Source organism: Simplicispira sp. GW247-4R2A, from assembly GCF_059424465.1.
On sequence record NZ_JBWKZM010000001.1, the window covers coordinates 48477 to 69125 of the forward strand.

At 64.9% G+C, this 20649-nt stretch carries 22 protein-coding genes; 21 read left to right on the forward strand and 1 reads right to left on the reverse strand.

Annotated features, from left to right (window positions below; genetic code table 11):
* The first annotated feature begins 254 nt into the window (after nt 1–254).
* From trpE to AC07ZH_RS00260, 8 genes are all read left to right on the forward strand, one after another.
* On the forward strand, nt 255–1754 hold the full coding sequence (trpE, locus tag AC07ZH_RS00225; protein ID WP_495198059.1) for an anthranilate synthase component I: 1500 nt from the start codon (nt 255–257) through the stop codon (nt 1752–1754).
* Nucleotides 1751–2086 carry a chorismate mutase gene (locus AC07ZH_RS00230; RefSeq protein ID WP_495198060.1) on the forward strand — a complete coding sequence of 112 codons (336 nt, stop codon included), beginning with the start codon at nt 1751–1753 and terminating at the stop codon, nt 2084–2086. Before trpE ends, AC07ZH_RS00230 begins: the two co-directional genes overlap by 4 nt.
* A complete protein-coding gene (locus tag AC07ZH_RS00235; RefSeq protein WP_119109387.1) occupies nt 2083–2685 on the forward strand; it encodes an anthranilate synthase component II in 603 nt (200 codons plus the stop codon). Before AC07ZH_RS00230 ends, AC07ZH_RS00235 begins: the two co-directional genes overlap by 4 nt.
* 63 nt (nt 2686–2748) lie before the next feature.
* Nucleotides 2749–3402 carry a LysE family translocator gene (locus AC07ZH_RS00240; RefSeq protein ID WP_495198061.1) on the forward strand — a complete coding sequence of 218 codons (654 nt, stop codon included), beginning with the start codon at nt 2749–2751 and terminating at the stop codon, nt 3400–3402.
* 46 nt (nt 3403–3448) lie between these two features.
* Nucleotides 3449–4564 (forward strand): low-specificity L-threonine aldolase, encoded by a 1116-nt coding sequence (ltaE, locus tag AC07ZH_RS00245; protein WP_495198062.1) that lies wholly within the window; start codon nt 3449–3451, stop codon nt 4562–4564.
* Nucleotides 4565–4591: 27 nt separating this feature from the next.
* Entirely contained in the window at nt 4592–5629 is a 1038-nt protein-coding gene (gene trpD / locus AC07ZH_RS00250) for an anthranilate phosphoribosyltransferase (protein WP_495198063.1), read from the forward strand.
* 2 nt (nt 5630–5631) lie between these two features.
* Nucleotides 5632–6432, forward strand: coding sequence for an indole-3-glycerol phosphate synthase TrpC (trpC, locus tag AC07ZH_RS00255; protein ID WP_495198064.1), 801 nt, complete (start codon nt 5632–5634; stop codon nt 6430–6432).
* A gap of 228 nt (nt 6433–6660) precedes the next feature.
* Entirely contained in the window at nt 6661–7377 is a 717-nt protein-coding gene (locus AC07ZH_RS00260) for a uracil-DNA glycosylase (protein ID WP_495198065.1), read from the forward strand.
* A gap of 23 nt (nt 7378–7400) precedes the next feature.
* On the opposite strand, the gene AC07ZH_RS00265 is transcribed toward AC07ZH_RS00260, so the two are convergent.
* On the reverse strand, nt 7401–8084 hold the full coding sequence (locus AC07ZH_RS00265) for a hypothetical protein (RefSeq protein WP_495198066.1): 684 nt from the start codon (nt 8082–8084) through the stop codon (nt 7401–7403).
* Between the two features lie 68 nt (nt 8085–8152).
* Between AC07ZH_RS00265 and AC07ZH_RS00270 the strand changes: the two genes are divergently transcribed.
* The 13 genes from AC07ZH_RS00270 (at nt 8153) to trpB (ending at nt 20635) form a co-directional block, all read left to right on the forward strand.
* Complete coding sequence (locus tag AC07ZH_RS00270; RefSeq protein WP_495198067.1) at nt 8153–8752, forward strand: DUF2975 domain-containing protein; 600 nt, start codon at nt 8153–8155, stop codon at nt 8750–8752.
* Nucleotides 8753–8772: 20 nt separating this feature from the next.
* Complete coding sequence (locus AC07ZH_RS00275; protein WP_119109380.1) at nt 8773–9027, forward strand: helix-turn-helix domain-containing protein; 255 nt, start codon at nt 8773–8775, stop codon at nt 9025–9027.
* Complete coding sequence (locus AC07ZH_RS00280; RefSeq protein ID WP_495198068.1) at nt 8975–9736, forward strand: hypothetical protein; 762 nt, start codon at nt 8975–8977, stop codon at nt 9734–9736. The genes AC07ZH_RS00275 and AC07ZH_RS00280 overlap by 53 nt, the downstream gene beginning before the upstream one ends.
* 555 nt (nt 9737–10291) lie before the next feature.
* A complete protein-coding gene (locus AC07ZH_RS00285) occupies nt 10292–11299 on the forward strand; it encodes a thiamine pyrophosphate-dependent dehydrogenase E1 component subunit alpha (RefSeq protein ID WP_495198069.1) in 1008 nt (335 codons plus the stop codon).
* Nucleotides 11300–11330: 31 nt separating this feature from the next.
* Entirely contained in the window at nt 11331–12377 is a 1047-nt protein-coding gene (locus tag AC07ZH_RS00290) for an alpha-ketoacid dehydrogenase subunit beta (RefSeq protein ID WP_495198070.1), read from the forward strand.
* Nucleotides 12374–12616, forward strand: a complete 243-nt coding sequence (locus tag AC07ZH_RS00295; protein WP_495198071.1) for a lipoyl domain-containing protein — start codon at nt 12374–12376, stop codon at nt 12614–12616. The genes AC07ZH_RS00290 and AC07ZH_RS00295 overlap by 4 nt, the downstream gene beginning before the upstream one ends.
* Nucleotides 12613–13341 carry a dihydrolipoamide acetyltransferase family protein gene (locus AC07ZH_RS00300; RefSeq protein ID WP_495198072.1) on the forward strand — a complete coding sequence of 243 codons (729 nt, stop codon included), beginning with the start codon at nt 12613–12615 and terminating at the stop codon, nt 13339–13341. Before AC07ZH_RS00295 ends, AC07ZH_RS00300 begins: the two co-directional genes overlap by 4 nt.
* Nucleotides 13310–14062, forward strand: coding sequence for a lipoyl protein ligase domain-containing protein (locus AC07ZH_RS00305; RefSeq protein ID WP_495198073.1), 753 nt, complete (start codon nt 13310–13312; stop codon nt 14060–14062). The genes AC07ZH_RS00300 and AC07ZH_RS00305 overlap by 32 nt, the downstream gene beginning before the upstream one ends.
* 33 nt (nt 14063–14095) lie before the next feature.
* On the forward strand, nt 14096–14707 hold the full coding sequence (locus AC07ZH_RS00310) for a gluconate 2-dehydrogenase subunit 3 family protein (protein WP_495198074.1): 612 nt from the start codon (nt 14096–14098) through the stop codon (nt 14705–14707).
* A 27-nt stretch (nt 14708–14734) separates the two neighbouring features.
* Nucleotides 14735–16315, forward strand: a complete 1581-nt coding sequence (locus tag AC07ZH_RS00315) for a GMC family oxidoreductase (RefSeq protein WP_495198075.1) — start codon at nt 14735–14737, stop codon at nt 16313–16315.
* Nucleotides 16316–16368: 53 nt separating this feature from the next.
* Entirely contained in the window at nt 16369–17169 is an 801-nt protein-coding gene (locus tag AC07ZH_RS00320) for an alpha/beta fold hydrolase (protein ID WP_495198076.1), read from the forward strand.
* Nucleotides 17170–17286: 117 nt separating this feature from the next.
* The gene (locus AC07ZH_RS00325) at nt 17287–19263 is read left to right on the forward strand and encodes a sigma-54-dependent Fis family transcriptional regulator (protein WP_495198077.1); all 1977 of its coding nucleotides are present in this window, start codon (nt 17287–17289) and stop codon (nt 19261–19263) included.
* A gap of 172 nt (nt 19264–19435) precedes the next feature.
* On the forward strand, nt 19436–20635 hold the full coding sequence (trpB, locus tag AC07ZH_RS00330) for a tryptophan synthase subunit beta (protein ID WP_119109378.1): 1200 nt from the start codon (nt 19436–19438) through the stop codon (nt 20633–20635).
* The last annotated feature ends 14 nt before the right edge of the window (nt 20636–20649 follow it).

Here is a 20649-nt window from a genome sequence, read left to right on the forward strand (position 1 = left end):
CGGGTTCCGTTTTGAGGCCATCCAACGCACGGTGCACGCGCGGTTTGCTACACTTTGCCGAATGTTCATTCACCGCGCATTCATCGCAGGTCGCAGCGACCGGGGAGCCTGGCCCTGGCGGGCTCGCACTGCACCGCGTTGTTAGAGCGTCCGGCCTGCTGCCTGGTGCCCGCCCCGGGGGCCTCCAGGCCCCCTACGATGAACCCCGGCGCGCCAGCCTGCTGGCCCGCCTGCCGCCTTGGCAGGACACCTCCGTGATCACTGAACTTGAATTCCACAGCCTCGCTCGCGAAGGCTACAACCGCATTCCCCTCATGATTGAGGCGTTTGCGGATCTCGAAACCCCGCTCTCCCTTTACCTCAAGCTGGCGCATGCCCAAGGCAATGGCGCGTACAGCTTCCTGCTCGAATCGGTGGTCGGCGGCGAGCGCTTTGGCCGCTACAGCTTCATTGGCCTGCCGGCGCGCACGCTCTTGCGCTCGCGCGGCTTCGGTGCCGACGCGGTGACCGAAGTGGTGACCGACGGCCAGGTGCTCGAAAGCGCGCCCGGCAACCCGCTCGATTTCGTCGAGGCCTACCAGAAGCGCTTCAAGGTGGCGCTGCGGCCGGGCCTGCCCCGGTTCTGCGGGGGCCTCGCGGGCTACTTTGGCTACGACGTGGTGCGCCACATCGAGAAAAAGCTGGAGCACAGCTGCCCGCCCGACACCCTGGGCATGCCCGACATCCTGCTGCTGCAGTGTGAAGAGCTGGCGGTTATCGACAACCTGTCGGGCAAGCTCTACCTCATCGTTTACGCCGATCCGGCGCGCCCCGAGGCCTACAGCGGCGCCAAGAAGCGTTTGCGCAGTTTGCGCGAGCAATTGCGCTATTCGGTCAGCGCGCCGCAGGTGCAGGCCAGCCAGGGCCACCCGGCGCAGCGCGATTTCGCCAAGGCGGACTACCTGGCGGCCGTGGAGCGCGCCAAAGAGCTGATTGCCGGCGGCGACTTCATGCAGGTGCAGGTGGGCCAGCGCATCCACAAGCGCTTCGATGCCAGTCCGCTGTCGCTCTACCGGGCGCTGCGCTCGCTCAACCCCAGCCCCTACATGTACTACTACCACTTTGGCGACAGCCACGTGGTGGGGGCCAGCCCGGAGATTCTGGTGCGCCAGGAGAAAACCGATGCCGGCGAGAAGGTGACGATCCGCCCGCTGGCCGGTACGCGCCCGCGCGCCGCCACGCCCGAACTGGACAAGCGCACCGAGCAGGAGCTGATCAACGACCCCAAGGAGCGCGCCGAGCACGTCATGCTGATCGACCTGGCGCGCAACGACATCGGCCGCATCGCCCAGACCGGCACCGTGAAAGTGACTGAGGCCTTTGCGGTGGAGCGCTACAGCCACGTCATGCACATCGTGAGCAACGTCGAAGGCATTCTGAAGCCCGGCATGAGCAACATGGACGTGCTGCGCGCCACCTTCCCGGCCGGCACGCTGACCGGCGCGCCCAAGGTGCACGCCATGGAGCTCATCGACCAGTTGGAACCCACCAAACGTGGCCTGTATGGCGGCGCCTGCGGGTATCTGAGTTACGCGGGCGATATGGACGTGGCGATAGCCATCCGCACCGCCATCGTCAAGGACGGCGAGCTGTACGTGCAGGCCGCGGCCGGCGTGGTGGCCGATTCGGTGCCCGAGCTCGAATGGCGCGAGACGGAACACAAGGCGCGCGCCATCCTGCGCGCCGCAGAACTGGTCGAGGAGGGCCTGGAATGACACGCGCGATCGAAAAAGTGAAGCCCTGCCAGGACATGCAGGACGTGCGCCGCGCCATCAATGCGCTCGACGACGTGCTGGTGCCGCTGCTGGTCGAGCGCGTCGGCTACATGACGCAGGCCGCGCGCATCAAGCAGCGCGCCAGCCAGGTGCGGGACGAGGCGCGCATCGAAGACATCGTGCAGCGCGTGCGCCGCGCGGCCTCGAAGGAAGGCGGTGACAGCGACGTCATCGAGCAGATCTACCGCAGCCTGATGGAGGCCTGCATCGCCTTCGAGGAACGCGAATTCGCGCGGCTGCGCAGCCACGCCGCCCAGGGAGAAAGCGCATGAAGCTCTTGATGATCGACAACTACGACAGCTTCACCTGGAACATCGTTCAGTACTTCGGCGAACTGGGCGCCGACGTGGAAGTGGTGCGCAACGACGAAGTCACGCTGGCCGATCTGGATGCGCGCCTTGCGTCCGGCGCCATGGACCGGCTGGTGGTCTCGCCCGGCCCCTGCTCGCCGCAGGAGGCCGGTATCTCGGTGCCGGCCATTGCGCACTTTGCCGGTCGGTTGCCGATTCTCGGTGTGTGCCTGGGCCACCAGGCCATCGGCGCGGCGTTCGGGGGCCGCATCGTGCGCGCGCAGCAGCTCATGCACGGCAAGACCAGCGTCATCACCACCACGCAGACGGGGGTGTTCGCCGGGCTGCCGCGCCAGTTCACGGTCAACCGCTACCACTCGCTGTCCATCGAGCGCGCGAGCTGCCCCGAGGTGCTGGAGATCACCGCCTGGACGGAGGATGGCGAAATCATGGGCGTGCGCCACAAGCAGCTCCCCATCGAGGGTGTGCAGTTCCACCCCGAGAGCATCCTCTCCGAGCACGGGCATGCGCTGCTGCGCAACTTCCTGCTCCAAGGGGCTGATGAACTACCGAAATCATAGCTGGAAGCGCTTGCTGCATAAGCGCTAGAGGCCAAAAACACCAAAACTTTTGGATTGACCCTTATGGCTGCTCACCAATGGTTGCTGTTTGTCGCCGCAGGCCTGCTGCTCAACCTCACGCCGGGGCCTGACGTGTTCTTCATCATCGCCCACGCCGCGCGCCGTGGCGCCCGCGCCGGCGTGGTGGCGGCGCTCGGTATTTCGGCAGGCTGCTGCGTGCACGTGGCGGCGGCGGCCGTCGGGGTCAGCGCGCTGGTCGCCGCGTCGGCCACGGCGTTTGGCGTGCTCAAGCTGGTCGGGGCGCTGTACCTGGTGGTGATCGGTGCGCGCATGCTGCGCGCCGCCCTGCGCGGCGAGCGCACCGCTCCGGGGACGAGCGCCGCCGCCGCGCCGGATGTGGACCTGTCCACGGTGTTTCGCCGCGGCTTTCTCACCAATGTGCTCAATCCCAAGGTGGCGCTGTTCTTCCTGGCCTTCGTGCCGCAGTTCATTGCCCCGGGCAGCGCGCACGCCAGCGCCATGTTCCTGGCGCTGGGTCTTTTGTTTACCTTTAACAGCACGCTCGTCAACAGCGGTTGGGCCCTGGCCACCGCGTGGGCCGCGCGGCGCGCGGGGGCCTTGCAGCGCGGCATGCGCTGGCTGGACGGCGTGGCCGGCACGCTGTTCATCGGTTTCGGGGTGCGGTTGGCGCTGAGCGACCTGCCCGCCGCCGCATGAGGTGCGGGCACTGCCACGCGTTGTGGAAGCATTTTCTGGAGCCGACATGAGCCGCACGACCCCCACCAACCTCACCAACTCCACTCGACAGGTCGACCTGCGCAGCGACACCGTCACGCAGCCCACGGCCGCCATGCGCGCCGCCATGGTGGCCGCGCCGGTCGGGGACGACGTGTTTGGCGACGACCCTTCCCTCAATGCCTTGCAAGAGCGCATCGCCGCCATTACCGGCAAAGAGGCCGCGCTGTTCATGCCCAGCGGCACGCAGAGCAACCTTTGCGGCATCCTGGCGCATTGCCAGCGCGGCGACGAGTACATCGTGGGCCAGAACGCGCACACCTACCGCTACGAAGGCGGGGGTGCGGCCGTGTTGGGCAGCGTGCAGCCGCAACCCCTGGTGCAGGACGCGCAGGGCCGCATGCTGCTGGCCGACATTGCCGCCGCCATCAAGCCCGACGACCCGCATTTCGCACGCACCCGCTTGCTGTGTCTGGAGAACACCTGGAACGGCCACGTCCTGCCCGATGACTACCTGCGCGGCGCCACCGAGCTTGCCCGCGCGCACGGCCTTGCCACCCATCTGGATGGCGCGCGCGTATTCAACGCCGCCGTGGCAACCGCCGCGCCCGGCCAGAGCGCCCTTGCGCGGGTCGGCGAGATCGCGGGCCACTTCGACAGCCTTTCGGTCTGCTTCAGCAAGGGCCTGGGCGCCCCCGTCGGGTCGGCCCTGTGCGGCTCGCGCGAGCTCATCGCGCGGGCGCGGCGGATTCGGAAAATGGCCGGTGGCGGCATGCGCCAGGCCGGCTTCTTGGCCGCTGCGGCGCAGCATGCGCTGGAGCACCATGTAGATCGGCTGGCACAAGACCACGCCCTGGCGCAGCAACTGGCGGGCGGCCTGCAGGGCATAGCCGGCCTCAAGGTGCGCTCGGCCAGCACCAACATCGTATTTGTCGATGTGGCGGACGGCCGTGGCCCGGCCTTGCTCGACTGGCTGCAGCAGCGTGGCGTGCGCGCCACCGGCCTGATCGGCCTGCGCTTTGTCACGCACCTCGATGTCGATGCCGCCGGCGTGGAATACGCGCTCGATTGCATGCGGCAGTTCTTCGCCCATTCGCCCGACCGTGCTGCCGTGCCCGCCGCCAGCGGCACGGCGGTGTACTGACCCCTTCCTACAGAAAGGAACGCCCCCATGTCCATCACCCCGCAGGAAGCGCTGCAGCGCACCGTTGAACACCGCGAAATCTTCCACGACGAAATGCTGCACCTGATGCGCATGGTCATGCGGGGCGAGCTCTCGCCCGTCATGACGGCGGCCATCATCACCGGCCTGCGCGTGAAGAAGGAAACCATCGGCGAGATCACCGCCGCCGCGCAGGTGATGCGCGAGTTCTCGACCAAGGTGCCGGTGGCGGACACCACGCACCTGGTGGACATCGTGGGCACGGGCGGCGACGGCGCGGCCAGCTTCAACATTTCCACCTGCGCCATGTTTGTCGCCGCCGCCGCCGGTGCGCGCACCGCCAAGCACGGCGGGCGCAGCGTGTCGAGCAAGTCCGGCAGCGCCGACGTGATGGAGCAGCTCGGCGTGCGCATCGACCTGCCGCCCGCGGCCATCGCGCGCAGCATTGCCGAGGTCGGCATCGGCTTCATGTTCGCGCCCAACCACCACCCGGCCATGAAAAACGTCGCCCCGGTGCGGCGTGAGCTGGGTGTGCGCACCATCTTCAACATCCTCGGGCCGCTGACCAACCCGGCGGGCGCGCCCAACATCCTGATGGGTGTGTTTCACCCGGATTTGGTCGGTATCCAGGTGCGCGCGCTGCAGCGCCTGGGCGCCGAGCACGCGTTGGTGGTCTATGGTCGCGACGGCATGGACGAAATCAGCCTGGGCGCGGCCACGCTGGTCGGTGAACTCAAGGGCGGCCAGGTGCGGGAATACGAAATCCACCCGGAGGACTTTGGCCTGGCGATGGCCAGCAACCGGGCATTCCGCGTGGAGACGCCCGAGCAATCGCGCGACATGCTGCTCGCCGTGCTGGGCGGCGCAGAAGGCCCGGCGGCCGACATCGTCTGCCTGAACGCAGGCGCTGCGCTGTATGCGGCCGGCGTTGCCGAATCCATTGCCGACGGACTGGCGCGTGCGCGCGAGGCGCTGGCGAGTGGCGCGGCGAAGCAGCGTCTGGACCAGCTCGTCACCTTCACCCACGCCCAAGCCCCCACACTTTGAACATGTCCGATATCCTGCAAAAAATCGTCGCCACCAAGCACGAAGAAATCGCACAAGCCAAGCAGCGCACGCCCCTGGCCACCATCCGCCAGGACGCCGAGAGCCGCGTGCTGACGCGCGATTTCGAGGCCGCGCTGCGCGGCAAAATCGCGCGGGGCCAGGCCGCGGTGATTGCCGAGGTGAAAAAGGCCAGCCCCAGCAAGGGCGTGCTGCGCGCCGATTTCGAGCCCGCCGATATTGCCCAGAGCTATTCGGAGGGCGACGGCCAGGTCAGCGCCGCCTGCCTCTCGGTGCTGACCGACCGGCAGTACTTCCAGGGCCGCATCGATTACCTGAAGCAGGCGCGCGCCAGTTGCCAGCTGCCGGTGCTGCGCAAGGATTTCATGGTCGATGAATGGCAGATGTACGAGTCGCGCGCCATCGGCGCCGATGCGGTGCTGCTGATCGCCGCCTGCCTTGACGATGCGCAGATGCGCGACTTTGAAGCCATTGCCCGCGCGCTTGACATGGCGGTGCTGGTCGAGGTGCACGACGCTGCCGAGATGGAGCGAGCGCTGCGCCTGCAAACCCCGCTCATTGGCGTGAACAACCGCAACTTGAAGACCTTCGAAGTCAATCTGCAGACCACGCTGGATCTGCAAAAGCAGGTGCCGGCCGGGCGCCTGCTGGTGACCGAATCGGGCGTGGCCACGCGCGCCGATGTGACGCTGCTGCGCGCCGCTGGCGTGCAGGCGTTTTTGGTGGGCGAAGCCTTCATGCGGGCCGAAGAACCGGGGCTGGCGCTGGCCGAGCTGTTTGCGTGATGTGGAACACCCCCCTGAGTCGCTGCGCACCTTCCGCCCCGCTCTCGCATCGCTATGTGATGCGGGCAGGGGGACGCCACCAGTGCGTCGGGGCGGCCCTTGCAAGGTGGCCGCTGGCCTGGGCCGCGTCAGTTTCATAGCTCCCGCGCAGCGCGACATTAGGGGAATGATCCATAAAATTAATAGCTACTTGCGCTTATGGAATAAGCTCCGGAGGCTATTTTGACCATGAAAAATACCGCCTGCCAAGCGCCAGACCAACTGCAAAGCGCCGACCCGCGCGACTGGCCGGTGGCGCCAGGCTGGCAGCCGCTGGTCGATGGCTTCTTTGCCTCGCCCGCTGGCGTGCGGTTGCTGGCCTTTTTGCGCGAGCGCCTGGCGGCCGGCGCCAGCATCTTCCCGCCGCAGCCGCTGCGCGCGCTCGAGCTCACGCCGCCTGAGAAAGTGCGCGTCGTCATCCTGGGCCAGGACCCCTACCATGGCCGGGGGCAGGCGCATGGCCTGGCGTTTTCCGTCGCGCCGGGCGTGGCGCTGCCGCCCTCGCTGCGCAACATCTTCAAGGAAATCGAGCGCGATCTGGGCCAGCCGCCGCCCGCGTTTCCGGTGCCCGGCGGCAGCCTGGTGGCCTGGGCCGAGCGCGGCGCCCTGCTGCTCAACACCACCCTCACCGTCGAAGAAGGCCGCCCCGGCAGCCACGCCCGGCGCGGCTGGGAGCTGCTGACCGATGCGCTGATCGCCCACGTCGCCGCGCAGGCGCAGCCGGTGGTCTTCATGCTCTGGGGCGCGCACGCGCAATCCAAGCGCGCACTCATCACCGCCCCGCAGCACCTGGTGCTGTGTGCCAACCATCCGTCGCCCCTGTCGGCCCTGCGCCCGCCCGTGCCCTTCATCGGCTGCGGGCATTTCGGCAAGGCGCGGGCGTTTCGCCTGGCGCATGGGGGCTGAAGGCACCGCGAGTCCGTAGGATCTCAGCCCGCGGGGCAGTCTGGAAACCGTTGTTTCAGATCTGCTGCGGACATGGTTTCGGCCAGATCCATGTTGCGCACGATGGGGATGTATTCGCCCGGCTCGGTAAAGCGGATCAGGGTGGTCACGGCCCGGTTGTGAGCGCCCTTTTGTTGGCAGCCAGCCAGTTCCAGTCCCAGGCCCAGCGCGCGTTGCCCGCCATCCGTTCCTTTCCAGCCCAGTGCCCTCGCACGCAGGGCCTGCAACCGGGGCAGGGCGGCGGGGTCGACGCGCCAGACTTGCGTTGAGGTCTGGGGGCCGTCGTACTCTGCCAGCAGGCTGCGTTCGGCCGTGCTGCGCAGCTCCTGCAGGGGGAGTTTTTCCTCCAGTTGCTCGGTCACGGTGCCGCCGTTGGGCTGGCGCAGCTTGCGCGACACGCTCACGGTCAGTACCAGACCCTGGCCATGGAGTTGCACGCCGGGCCGGTGCACCACCGCGGCGCGCAGCGCTGCGGGGTCCAGCGTCTCCAGGTTGAGCTTGCGCAGTTTCCACAGCGAGGCTACGGGTACGCTGCCACAGGCGGCCAGCACGGCCGACGCCATGGCAAGCGCTGGCAAGACACGCCAGAGGGCGTGCAGCGCAGAGGCCGTCTGCCGCGCGGGCGGATGCTCGCTGCGATCGGGTGGGATGGGCAGGTCCAAGGCCATTGTTCGATGGTATTTCTGTAAAACAGTATATTATTATTGTTTTAAAGAAATTTCATCAGGTGCACACCATGTTTCCTTCCATGACCTCTCAAGGTTCGCCGGTGCAGGAGCCCTCGTTTCGGCGCCTCGCCTGGGGTTTGCTGGTTGCCAGTTGGGTGTGTGCGCTGGTGTCGTTCGGGATTTCGCTGGCGCGCTGGGCGGCGATTGGGCAGGAGGGCGGCTGGGCTGGCTGGATGCCTCTGACCGTGGTGCCTGCACAGGCCTTGCTGGCCGGCCTGACGCCGCCACAGTCCATGGACCTGCCGTGGCGCTGGGTGGGGGTGGGGCTCGAGTGCATCCCCGCACTGGCCATGTTCTATGCCGTGTGGTGCGTGCACCGCATTTGCCGTGCCTTTTTGGCGGGAGAGGTGTTCGGGACCGTGGTGGTGCGCGGATTTCGTGGTGTCGGCTGGGGTTTTCTGGCGATGTTTGTGACCTCGCTGCTCTACCAGATGGGGGTGACGGCGCTGCTGTCGTGGCTCGCGTCCGGGCAGAACGGCGGGCTGATTGTGCTGGGCCTGGGTTCGTTTGAAATGAGCATGCTGGTGGTGGGGCTCATGATGCTGCTGCTGGCCCATGTGCTGGCTGAGGGCTGCCGCCTGCAGGCCGAAGCCAACGCGTTCGTGTAATTCATCCAGGACACCCACCCATGGCGATAGTTGTCACGCTGGATGAGATGCTTGTGCGTCGAAAGGTCAAGTCGCGAGATCTCGCGGCCCATGTGGGCATTACCGAGGCCAATTTGTCCCTGCTCAAGAGCGGCAAGGTCAAGGGCGTGCGATTTGAGACCCTGTCCGCCATCTGCAGCTACTTGCAGTGTCAGCCAGGGGATCTGCTGACCTGGATTCCCGATGAAGGGGCGGCGCCACCGGCTGGTCTGGCGAGTGGTTCCCCGCAGCAGTAAACAGGCGTGCGCTGTCCCGGCACGCCAGCGCCTGGTCTGGGCGGTGGCTGGGTCACTGATGCTGCATGGCGTCGGGCTGGCGGTGCTGTGGCGGACGCTGGTGCCCCAGTCCGTCCTGCCGACTGAATCGCAGATGCAGCCCCCGGCCATGCTGTGGGTGGCGCTGGCACCCACGCCCACGCCTGTGCCCGCACCGGCTGCCGGGGTTGTGCCGGGCGAAACTGGCGAAGCGGCCGGGGCGCGCTCCGCAGCGCCGAGGGCCATGAGGCGTGCCACGGTGGCCATCGTCCGGCCGCTTCCAAGGGGGCGCGTGCGCCAGTCCACCGCAAGCCCTGAGAGGGAGACGCCAGTGGTCGCCGCCGCCGCAGCAGCAGCAGCGTCAGCATCAGCATCAGCGCAAAGCCTGCCCGCTTCTGCTGCGCAACTGCAGGCCGTTCTTGGGCCAGACGTAGTGGCGCTCGCGCTGGCGCGGGAGAGGGTCTGGCAGCGCCGGCAAGGGCTGGGCCATGCGCCACAGACCTGGGCAGGGGAAGTGCCCGCCACCATGGGCGCGGAGGCCGTGGTGCGCGACCTGCGTGGCCCTGGGGGCTCGCGCACCACGAAGGTGTCGGGGCCGTGGGGCGACTATTGCGTGGAACTGCCTTCCGCCAACCAGCCTCCCGCCATGGGGGCGGTGCCCCGCATGGTTCCTGCGCGTACCTGTCGTTGATCTGCCGTGCACCGTAGGTGCGCCAAACCCATAGGACATTCGCCAGCCAATCCCATCCGGGACCATGACTCGCGCCACATCAAGTCCGGACATAGAGGCGCAATCTTTACTTTCTGCGCATTAAGTGGATGAGGGATTGACATATTTCGAGTGTCAATGCGTTCTGTGTCCGTCGCAGGGCCCTGCCAAACGGACAGGAAGTGTTCAAAGGGATGCTCCGGCCGACTTGTCGCAGCCATCCAGCGGATCTTCCTCGTGGCGGCGACACCTGTCGCGTCGCGCTGCGACAGGTGGAGCAGATGTCGCAATGCCATGTCGCATTGCATGGCTCTCACCCGGATCAGCCATGCCAGAAACACGCTCTGGCTGACGCCAAACAGCGTCTTTTGACCCTTTTGTCTCAGGGTTTTCCCGCCAATTTGACCTGTTGGCTGCAGATGGCATGCCCATTGCGTAGTCCTCTGTGCAGAACACGGGCACAGGCCCTTTCAGCGCACTGTCTCCGCCGGTAAGCGCGTGCGGGGAATCCTTAGACAACGACACGGAGATCTCGATATGAATGCGACTACGGAGCAACAACTCTGGATGTACGAAAAAATGATAGAGATCCGGGAATACGAAGAGACGATGGCCCGGATCTATCTAGAAGGCAAGCTGCCCCCGCACATCCAGAAGGGTCTGGCTTTTGATATCGGCGCCGGACCGGTACCCGGTGAGATGCACCTGGCCGCCGGGCAGGAGCCTGTGGCCGTGGGCGTCTGCGCCCATCTTCACGACGATGACACGGTGGTGGGCTCGCACCGTCCTCATCACTTTGCCATTGCCAAGGGCGTTCCACTCAAGCCCATGACGGCGGAAATATTTGGCAAGGATACGGGTTTGGGGCGTGGCAAGGGGGGGCACATGCATCTCTTCGATCCCGCGCACAAGTTCAGTTGCAGTGGCATCGTCGGTGCCAGCATGCCGCCGGCCTGTGGCGCGGCCCTTGCGGCCAGGAAGCGTGGCAAGAACTGGGTGGCTGTGGCCTTTTTCGGCGAAGGGGCGGCCAACCAGGGCGCCTTTCATGAGTCCATGAACCTGGCCGCGCTGTGGAAGCTTCCGGTGCTGTTTGTGTGCGAAGACAACAAGTACGGCATCTCAGTCGAGAAGTCTGAATCCACCTCAGTCGCCTGGAATGCCAGTCGCGCCGCCGCCTATGGCATGCCTGGTGTGCTGGTGGAGCAAAACGATGCGCTGGCGGTGTATGCGGCTGCTGGTGCCGCGATTGAGCGGGCGCGGCGCGGTGACGGTCCGACCTTGCTTGAGGTGAAGACCGACCGCTATCTCGGTCATTTCCAAGGCGATCCAGAAACCTACCGCCCTAAAGGCGAGGTGGAGTCCTTGCGCCGCCACGACCCCATTCCGCTTCTGGGTGAGCACCTGCGACGCGCAGGGCTGTTGGACGACGCTGCGGACAAGGCGCTGCGAGCGCGTGTCGGCGTACGCATCGCAGAGGCCTACGAATACGGTCGCACCAGCCCCTATCCCAAGGCGGAAGACGCGCTGATGCACGTCTTCTCCTGACACCGCCATCACTTAGAACAGGAGACGCGATATGACTACCCAGACAGCACGCAAGCTGACCATGGCGCAAGCCATCTCGGAGGCCATCGATCAGGAGATGGAGCGCGACAACGAGGTCTTTGTGATGGGCGAGGACGTGGCCAAGTACGGAGGCATTTTCAGTGCCACCGGTGGCCTGCTCGCCAAATATGGCAAGGACCGCATCATGGACACCCCGATTTCGGAAACAGCGTTCATCGGTTCGGCAATTGGTGCCGCAGCCGAAGGCATGCGCCCGATTGCCGAGTTGATGTTTGTCGACTTTTTCGGTGTGTGCATGGACATGATCTACAACCACATGGCCAAGAACACCTACATGGCGGGCGGCAATATCCGTCTGCCTATGGTGCTTATGGCCGCTATCGGCGGGGGCTACAACGACGCGGCGCAGCATTCGCAATGCCTGTACGCAACGTTTGCGCACATGCCTGGCATGAAGGTGGTGGTGCCCTCAAACGCCTATGACGCCAAGGGGCTGATGACCCAGGCCATCCGCGAAGACAACCCGGTGGTGTTCCTGTTCCACAAAGGGATCATGGGGCTGCCATGGATGTCGTATTTCGAGGGCAGCACAAATGCGGTTCCGCTGGAACCCTACGTGATTCCGTTCGGTCAGGCAAATGTGGTGCGCGAGGGCCGCGACCTGACCATCGTGACCCTCAGCCAGATGGTGCAGAAGTCGCTGATTGCGGCGCAACAGCTGGCCGCTGCCGGCATTGAGGCCGAGGTGATTGATCTGCGCACGGTCGTGCCGCTTGATCGTGAGGCCGTGCTGCGGTCGGTGCGCAAGACGGGTCGCCTGCTGGTGGCCGATGAGGACTACCTGAGTTTCGGCCTTTCCGGCGAAATCGCCGCGTTGATTGCCGAGAACCTGGACACGGTGAAGCTGAAGGCCCCTGTGTGCCGACTGGCAGTGCCCGATGTGCCGATCCCCTATAGCCGGCCATTGGAGCAGTTTGTGATCCCGCAGGTCGAGGCCATCGTCGCCGCCTCGCAACGGCTGATGGGGGCGCCCCAGCTTGAAGGAGCGTCCGCATGACTGCAATTGTGCTCAACGCTGAAGCCTGGCAGGACGTAGAGCCCGGCACCGAAGCCCTTGTAGAGGATTGGCTGGTGAAAGAGGGGGACCACGTCAGTGCAGGGCAGCCAGTTGTCAGCGTGGTGGTCGTCAAAGCCAATCATGAAGTGCTGGCGCCGATGGATGGCGTGATCGGGAAGATTCTGGTGGCCGCAGAAGAGACCTTCAAACCAGGCCAGGCACTGGCGACACTCCAATGAGCGCAGTGGCCACCGATACCGAATCTGCTGAGTCTGCCGAATCCCGGCAGCCTGCGCCGTTGATTGCGCTCAAGGGCCTGCGCGGCAGCATCGCGCGCAATATGACGGCGGGCTGGCAGGCGCCGCGCGTTGCCATGGGTGCCGAAGTTGATCTGTCGCACGCCTTGGCGCTGCTGGCAGAGCGCCAGGCGGCGCCCGGTGCGCCGCTGCGCATGACGGTCACTTCGCTGGTGCTGCGCGCCGTGGCGCTGGCGCTGCGCGAGCACCCTGCGCTGAATGCCTGGATGCGTGAGGGTGGCATCGAGCGTGCAAGTGCGATTCACTTGGGTCTGGCCGTCGCCTTGAGTGACGGCCTGGCGGTGCCGGTGATTCGGAATGCCGACACCCTGTCCATCGAGCAGCTGGCGACGGCGTCACGGGAGCTGGCCCAAGGCACCCGCGACGGCCGCTTGCCGCCCAAAACTTACCAGGGCGGCAGCTTCACCGTCACCAATCTTGGCATGACGGGAATCGACTGGTTTACGCCAATCCTGAACCCGCCCCAAGTTGGCATCCTGGGTCTGAGCCGCGTGACGGACCGGCCTGTTGTGCGCAACGGGTCGCTTGCGATCGCTCCCATGAGCACCCTGACCTTGGTGTTTGACCACCGGGCGGTGGACGGCCATCCCGCGGCGCTGTTCCTGCGCAGTGTGCGTGAGCACTTGGAAACCTGCGATGGACTATGAGCGTGCCATAGGCGACCTCCCCATGGCCGTGCATGAGCAGCTATGGAATGAGCAGCAGCTGGCCGAGCCGGTACAGCTGCCTGCCTGGCGCCTGTGGCGCTATGCACAGCCGGTGGTGGTGCTGGGTTGCTCGCAGCGGCGCCTCCTCTCCGGCGCCGATGAGTTGGTGGGGATGCCGGTACTGGTTCGTGCCTCTGGTGGTGGCGCCGTGCTGACGGGGCCCTGGATGCTGGGGTTGTCGGTTGCTCTGCCGCCGGACCATCCCCTGGCTACCTCGGGCCCGGTCGGCAGCTACCGGTGGCTGGGCGAAGACCTGGCGCAGGTGCTGCGTGGTGCTGGCCTGGTTGGTGCACACGCGGTGTCACCCGAGAGCCTTCGGGCAACCGGTCCGCCGCAGCGGCCACAAGGTGTGGACTGGGCTTGCTTCGGTGGCCTATCGCCTTGGGAAGTGCTGACAGCCGATGGCCGCAAGCTGGTCGGGCTGGCACAGGTACGCAAGCGCACGGGCGTATTGCTCGTAGGGGGTGTGCTGCTGGAGGCTTCTCCCTGGGCGCTGCTGTGCCGCACGCTGGCACGCGCTTCTGGCGATGCGCAGCAACTGGCGCAGCTCACCAGCAGTTGCCGCGAGGAGCTTGACGCCAGCTTTGATGCACAGGCGCTGGAGCGCTCGGTGGCAGAGGCTCTCAGGAGACGGCTTGAACGCCAGAACTGCACACAGTGACGTAGCGATTTTTACAACAAGGAGACATTCATCATGACCCACGATTCCCGTCTAACCGTCGCCACCGCGCTGGAGACCACGTCGCCTGCGGCTGTGCCCATGCGCATGCTTGACAAGCGGCCCCAGATCGCCCGCCGCAGCTTTCTGCGTGGCAGCGGGCTTGGCGCCCTTGGCGCTACGGTGGCGCCGCTGTCGGTACTTTCGATGGCGCCCGCGAGCGCGCAGGCGCAGTCTTTCCCGGTGTTGGGCGCCGAGACCGGGAACACCCTGGTACGCATGGCCCGCGACATCTTTCCGCATGACAAGCTGCCCGATCGGTACTACCTGCATGCCGAGGCCCCCTACGACGCAGCGGCGGCGAAAGACCCGGCGCTGCATGCCCTGCTTCGCGACGGGGTGGCAGCGCTCGACGCGAGCGCAATGAAGCTCTACGCAAAGCCCTATGTGCAGGTGCCCACCGAGCCAGAACGCGTGGTGCTGCTCCAGGCAATAGAAGGCACCCCTTTCTTCAAAAAGATACAGGGCGACCTGGTGACCGGTCTCTACAACAACAAGGAGCTGTGGCCGCTGTTTGGTTACGAAGGCTCGTCCTGGCAAAAGGGCGGCTACCTCACGCGCGGCTTCAACGACCTCGACTGGCTCTGAGCCAGCACCCTCAGCAGGAGACACAACATGGCAAAAGAAACAAAATTCGCCTTCGACGACACCAGCGTGGTGGTCATCGTCGGCTCGGGCGCCGGTGGCGGAACACTCGCCAACGAACTGGCGCAGCGCGGCGTCAAGTGTGTGGTGCTTGAAGCGGGAAAACATTTCACACAGGCCGACTTCGAGAACGATGAATGGGGCATGTTCAACAAAATTTCGTGGCTGGACAAGCGTATCTCGGCAGGCGGATGGCACCACACCAAGACCTATCCCAACCTGCCGGCATGGATCGTCAAGGGCGTGGGTGGTTCCACCATCCATTGGTCCGGCGTGGCACTTCGGTTCCAAGAGCACGATTTCCGGACACGCACCCACTACGGCACCGTAGAAGGGGCCAACGTGCTGGACTGGCCCATCACCCTCAAGGATCTTGCGCCTTACTACTTCCAAGCCGAAAAGAAGATGGGTGTGACGGGAACCCAGGCCAGCGGTCTGCCCGCGATGCCGCCCAACAACCACTACAAGGTGATTGACGTTGGCGCACGCAAGGTGGGCTACAAACAAATCATCCGCCCTGTCGCATCCAATTCGATTCCCTATGACGGGCGACCGGGCTGTCAGCAGATCGGCTTTTGCATGCAGGGCTGCAAGATCGGCGCCAAATGGTCCACGCTCTACACCGAAGTTCCCAGGGCATTGGCTACTGGCAACGTTGAGCTTCGGCCAGAGTCGATGGTGCTGCAAATCGTGCATGACAAGTCGGGCAAGGCCAGCGGCGTCCTGTACATGGACAAGGACGGCAAACGCCAGTTGCAGAGTGCGCGCGTGGTCTGTGTGGCCGGCAACTCTATTGAGTCACCCCGCCTGCTGCTTAACTCGGCCTCCAGCATGTTCCCTGACGGTCTCGCCAACTCCTCGGGCCAGGTCGGCAGGAACTACATGAACCATGCCACGGCAGCAGCGGTCGCCATCCACCGCAAGCCGGTTTATATGTACCGTGGGTTCGACATTGCGGCCGTGGTCGCCGACGAAGTGGCCCCAGATACCCAGCGAGGTTTCTTCGGCGGTTACTACCTTGAAGGCCTGGCGCTGCACCTGCCCTACACCGCAGCGTTCATGAAGCCCGGCGGCTGGGGCCGTGATGTGACGTCGGCACTCGAGATGTACGACCACATGAGCTGCGTCTGGGTCTGTGGGGAAGACCTGGCGCGCGAGCAAAACAGCATCACGCTGCACCCGACCGAGAAGGATCAGTACGGCCTGCCCATACCTATCGTCACCAAGACCTACCATGCAAATGACGACCGGATCACAGCGCACGGACTGGTGCAATGGCGCAAGCTGTCGGAGGCAGTGGGCGCCACGCGCGTGGTCGATATGCCGGCCTATCCCGCCAGCCACAACATGGGCACCAATCGCATGAGTGCCAAGGCGCGCGACGGTGTGGTCAACCGGTGGGGCCAGTCGCACGATGTGAAGAACCTTTTCGTCTCCGACGGAAGTCAGTTCACGTCGAGTTCCGCGGCCAATCCGACCTTGACGATTGTCGCCCTGGCAATCCGCCAGGCCGAGTACATCGCCGGGGCCATGAACCGGCGTGAGCTCTAAGGACAGCGGTGGGTGGCGGGCCTGCATTTCCCCCCGTTGCCAGCCATCCGCCGGTGCGGCTTGCCTGGCGCAGCTATGGCGCAGGCCAACCGGTGCTACTGCTGCACGGCCTGTTTGGCTCGTGCGCGCAGTGGCACCACATAGCCGTTCCGCTGGCGCGGTGCTACCGCGTGCTGACGGTGGATTTGCGCAACCACGGTGCATCTCCCCACACAGAGCGCATGGACTATGACCTGATGAGCGAGGACCTGCGTGAGCTGCTCGATGCACATGCCATAGAGCAGGCAGCTCTGGTGGGCCACAGCATGGGTGGCAAGCTCGCAATGGCCTTTGCGCAGCGCCATCCGCAGCGCACAAGTCGCCTGGCGGTGGTGGATATCGCGCCCGATACATATCCCGACAGATTCATGCCACTGATTCATGCTGCGCTACGGCTTGATCTGTCCAGCGTCACCAGCCGCGAAGATGCGCACGCACAATTGGCCCGCTACCTGCCGTCGCAGCGCCTTCGTGCCATGCTGCTGCAGAACCTGGTGCGTCGTGGTGCCGGGTGGGCCTGGCGTATCCACTGGCACGGCATTGCCGCAAGCATGCCGGAGCTGCTGCGCTTTGCGGTGTCGGTGCGCCAGCGCAAATCCCGGGTGCCTGCGCTGTTCATTGCCGGAGCCTCTTCTTGTTACCTGCGTGAGCATCACATGCCGCTGATCCGTACGCTGTTTGCCGATGCCGTTCTTGAGAATATTGCCGGTGCTGGCCACTGGGTGCATGCGGACCAACCGGCGGCGCTTGTTCGGCGGCTGGACGACTGGCTAAGTCTGACGCATTGCTCTGTAGCGCCGCCCGCGTCGGTTTGAAGGGGGGTGGCGCTTCCGAGGTTGCGGATGGTGATTGCCGTAATATGGGGCAGCATCCATGACAGCAGACGCAAGATGACGTGTGGGCCCACGACGCCCACCGCAGGAGACAGAACCATGGCCCAGGCCTCTCGCTTCACGGCCTTTGCTCGGCCGGACAACCCGCCGATCAATGTGTCGATAGACGCCGATGACGTGATCATCGAACGTTCGCGGCAACGTTCGATCAGTCTTTACCAGTTGGATCCGGGGCGCTGCGACCCTCCGCGCGTGCTGCCCGTCAGCGCCGTGCGTGAGCACCGCACACCGATAGAGCCACTTCTCGCAGTGGCACGAAGCGGCACCGAGTCGCTGTTCATGCAGATCCGCGATGCCGGCTATGTCGTGCTCCTGACCGATGCGCAAGGGGTGACGGTGGATTTCATCCACAACCCAGTCATCGACCGCGATCTGCGGCGCGCGGGCCTCTACCTGGGAAGCTGCTGGTCTGAGGAAAAGGAAGGCACTTGTGCCGTGGGTTTGGCAACCACCGAACGACAGCCGATCACGGTGCACCAGACAGAGCATTTCAGGGCACTGAACCATGCGTTGACCTGCAGCGCGGCGCCCATTCTTGCGCCCAACGGCGAGCTTCTCGCCGTGCTTGATGCCTCGGCACTGCAGTCCCCTGGCGACAAGCGCAGCCAGCACCTGGTGTTGCAGATGGTCAAGTACACCGCACGCATGGTGGAGAACGCGAACTTCCTGCGCCAGTACGAACGCCTCCTGGTCTTGCGTATCTCCAGCCGGCGGGAGTTCATGGAAGTTGCGACCGAGGGACTAATTGCATTGGACGAAGGCGGACATATCGTGGCAGCCAACCAGCGGTTTTTGCAGGACGTGGGGGCAACGCCTGCCTCCTTTGCGCATGCCCGGGTGGAGGATGTGTTTGGAATTCGCTTCGACGCCCTGGAGGCTCTGACACAGTCAACGCTTGATCCGTTCGCATTGCGCTTGCTGCACTCGGGGAGCCAGTGTTTCGCCTTGGCACGTCACCCGCGCCGCCGCCCGTTGGCAAACCTATCTGCGCCGATTTGTACACCGCAGCGTGCAGACTCCTCAAGCGCAGCCCTGAGGCGCCTGGCAGGCGACGATACCCGCATGGAGCGCAACGTCCAGCAGGCGCTGCGTGTGCTGGGTAAAGGGCTACCTGTACTGCTGCACGGCGAATCGGGCACCGGCAAAGAGGCGTTTGCCAAAGCCATGCACGAAGCCAGCGAACGCGCTGCCCAGGCCTTTGTGGCACTCAACTGTGCCGCCATTCCCGAGGCTCTGATCGAGAGCGAGCTGTTTGGCTACCGGGATGGTGCGTTCACCGGAGCCCGTTCCAAAGGGGTGCGTGGCCAGATACTTCTGGCGCACAAGGGCACCTTGTTTCTGGACGAAATTGGCGACATGCCACTGGCCCTGCAAACGCGGCTGCTGCGAGTACTCGCCGAGCGCGAGGTAATGCCGCTGGGTGCCGAGCAACCCACGCCCGTGGATCTGCAAGTCATTTGCGCAACCCACCGCGATCTTGGGGATCTGGTGGCATCGGGAGCGTTCCGCCTGGACCTGTATTACCGGCTTGCGGGGTTCACGCTGGCGCTGCCTGCCTTGCGGGATCGGTTGGACAAGGAATCACTGATTCAGGCGGTTTTGCATGCCGAAGCCAGTGACCTGGGTAGCTGCACGCCAGGTTTTTCCGAGGATGTGCTGCCCCTGTTGGCCGGCTATGCATGGCCGGGCAATATCCGCCAGCTCAAGAACACCTTGCGGGCCGCGCTGGCCTTGAGCGGTGGTGAGACCATTGGTGTGCAGCATCTTCCTGCCGAAATCACCGGGACGATCTGCACGGCACTGCCACCGCCCAGGCTGTTGTCGCTGGGTATCGATCCTGGCGTGCCGACCTATGCGCCCTCAACCCCCGAGAGTGCACGAGACGTACTTCTGCGGGCCTTGCGCCAGTATCAGTGGAATGTGACGGAAACTGCCCGCAGTCTTGGCATGTGCCGGGCGACGGTCTACCGCCGGATGCAAAGGTACGGCATCGTTTCGCCTAATCAGCGTGAATGAGGGTGTGGCGTGTGGGGTCGATTGCGACAACATCCTGTGTTCGTGCGCGGTTCGTCGTCGCGAGAGATCTCAAATTTTGTGAGGCGGAATCAATAACACCTAGCTGGCAGAACTGCGCCCACAAACAGGCTCTAAGATTTCACAGTTTTTTCACCACACAGAGGGACATCGCATGGCACAGCAGTTTCTGGAAATGCCCGACAGCCAGGGCTACTTTGGCGAATATGGGGGGCAGATCCTCCCGCCCGAGCTCAAGGCCGTGATGGACGGCATCAACGTCGCCTACGAAGAGGTCCGCAAGACGGCGGCGTTCCAGGACGAGCTGACCGACCTGTACGCGCACTACGTCGGCCGCCCGAGTCCGATTTTTTATGCCAGGCGCCTGTCCGATCGCCAGGGTGGCGCGCACATCCACTTGAAGCGCGAAGACCTGAACCACACTGGCGCGCACAAGATCAACCATTGCCTGGGCGAAGCCCTGCTGGCCAAGTACATGGGCAAGACCAAGGTGCTGGCCGAAACGGGCGCGGGCCAGCACGGCGTGGCGCTGGCGTCGGCCTGCGCGCTGGTGGGCATCGATTGCGAAATCCACATGGGCGCGATCGACATTGCCAAGGAGCACCCCAACGTCACCAAGATGAAAATTCTGGGCGCCAAGCTGGTGCCCGTCACGCGCGGTACGCGCACGCTCAAGGACGCGGTGGACAGTGCGTTTGAAGAGTACATGTTGGACCCGGTGCATTTCTTCTACGCCATCGGTTCGGTGGTGGGGCCACACCCGTTCCCGAAGATGGTGCGCGACTTCCAGAGCATCGTCGGGCGCGAGGCGCGCGCGCAGTTCCTGGCAGAGCACCAGCGCCTGCCCGACGTGGTGACGGCTTGCGTGGGCGGCGGCTCGAACGCGATGGGCATCTTCACGGAATTCCTGCCCGATGCCGATGTGCAGCTTGTCGGCGTGGAACCCGCCGGACGTGGCCTGGATACCCCCGACCACGCCGCCACCATGACGCTGGGCACCAAAGGCGCCATCCACGGTTTCATTTGCTACAACCTGCAGGACGAGCGCGGCGAGCCGCTGCCGGTGTATTCGATTGCCTCGGGCCTGGACTACCCTGGCGTCGGCCCGCAGCACTGCTACCTCAAGGACGTGGGCCGGGTGCAGTATGAGGCGGTGACGGACGACGAGTGCCTGGACGCCTTCATGGCGCTCTCGCGCACCGAAGGCATCATCCCGGCGCTTGAAAGCGCCCACGCGCTGGCCTATGCGATGAAGCTGGCGAAAACCCTGTCGCCCGAGCAGAACATCCTGGTCAACCTCTCGGGCCGGGGCGACAAGGACGCCGATTTCGTGGCGCAGCACCTGGGGCTGTAAGATTTGAATGAAAT

Bases quoted from the DNA above. Each gene is read 5' to 3' on its own strand.
- AC07ZH_RS00230 (WP_495198060.1), top strand. From the start codon at position 1,751: ATGACACGCGCGATCGAAAAAGTGAAGCCCTGCCAGGACATGCAGGAC.
- AC07ZH_RS00235 (WP_119109387.1), top strand. From the start codon at position 2,083: ATGAAGCTCTTGATGATCGACAACTACGACAGCTTCACCTGGAACATC.
- AC07ZH_RS00240 (WP_495198061.1), top strand. From the start codon at position 2,749: ATGGCTGCTCACCAATGGTTGCTGTTTGTCGCCGCAGGCCTGCTGCTC.
- ltaE (WP_495198062.1), top strand. From the start codon at position 3,449: ATGAGCCGCACGACCCCCACCAACCTCACCAACTCCACTCGACAGGTC.
- trpD (WP_495198063.1), top strand. From the start codon at position 4,592: ATGTCCATCACCCCGCAGGAAGCGCTGCAGCGCACCGTTGAACACCGC.
- trpC (WP_495198064.1), top strand. From the start codon at position 5,632: ATGTCCGATATCCTGCAAAAAATCGTCGCCACCAAGCACGAAGAAATC.
- AC07ZH_RS00260 (WP_495198065.1), top strand. From the start codon at position 6,661: ATGAAAAATACCGCCTGCCAAGCGCCAGACCAACTGCAAAGCGCCGAC.
- AC07ZH_RS00265 (WP_495198066.1), bottom strand. From the start codon at position 8,084: ATGGCCTTGGACCTGCCCATCCCACCCGATCGCAGCGAGCATCCGCCC.
- AC07ZH_RS00270 (WP_495198067.1), top strand. From the start codon at position 8,153: ATGTTTCCTTCCATGACCTCTCAAGGTTCGCCGGTGCAGGAGCCCTCG.
- AC07ZH_RS00275 (WP_119109380.1), top strand. From the start codon at position 8,773: ATGGCGATAGTTGTCACGCTGGATGAGATGCTTGTGCGTCGAAAGGTC.
- AC07ZH_RS00280 (WP_495198068.1), top strand. From the start codon at position 8,975: ATGAAGGGGCGGCGCCACCGGCTGGTCTGGCGAGTGGTTCCCCGCAGC.
- AC07ZH_RS00285 (WP_495198069.1), top strand. From the start codon at position 10,292: ATGAATGCGACTACGGAGCAACAACTCTGGATGTACGAAAAAATGATA.
- AC07ZH_RS00290 (WP_495198070.1), top strand. From the start codon at position 11,331: ATGACTACCCAGACAGCACGCAAGCTGACCATGGCGCAAGCCATCTCG.
- AC07ZH_RS00295 (WP_495198071.1), top strand. From the start codon at position 12,374: ATGACTGCAATTGTGCTCAACGCTGAAGCCTGGCAGGACGTAGAGCCC.
- AC07ZH_RS00300 (WP_495198072.1), top strand. From the start codon at position 12,613: ATGAGCGCAGTGGCCACCGATACCGAATCTGCTGAGTCTGCCGAATCC.
- AC07ZH_RS00310 (WP_495198074.1), top strand. From the start codon at position 14,096: ATGACCCACGATTCCCGTCTAACCGTCGCCACCGCGCTGGAGACCACG.
- AC07ZH_RS00315 (WP_495198075.1), top strand. From the start codon at position 14,735: ATGGCAAAAGAAACAAAATTCGCCTTCGACGACACCAGCGTGGTGGTC.
- AC07ZH_RS00325 (WP_495198077.1), top strand. From the start codon at position 17,287: ATGGCCCAGGCCTCTCGCTTCACGGCCTTTGCTCGGCCGGACAACCCG.
- trpB (WP_119109378.1), top strand. From the start codon at position 19,436: ATGGCACAGCAGTTTCTGGAAATGCCCGACAGCCAGGGCTACTTTGGC.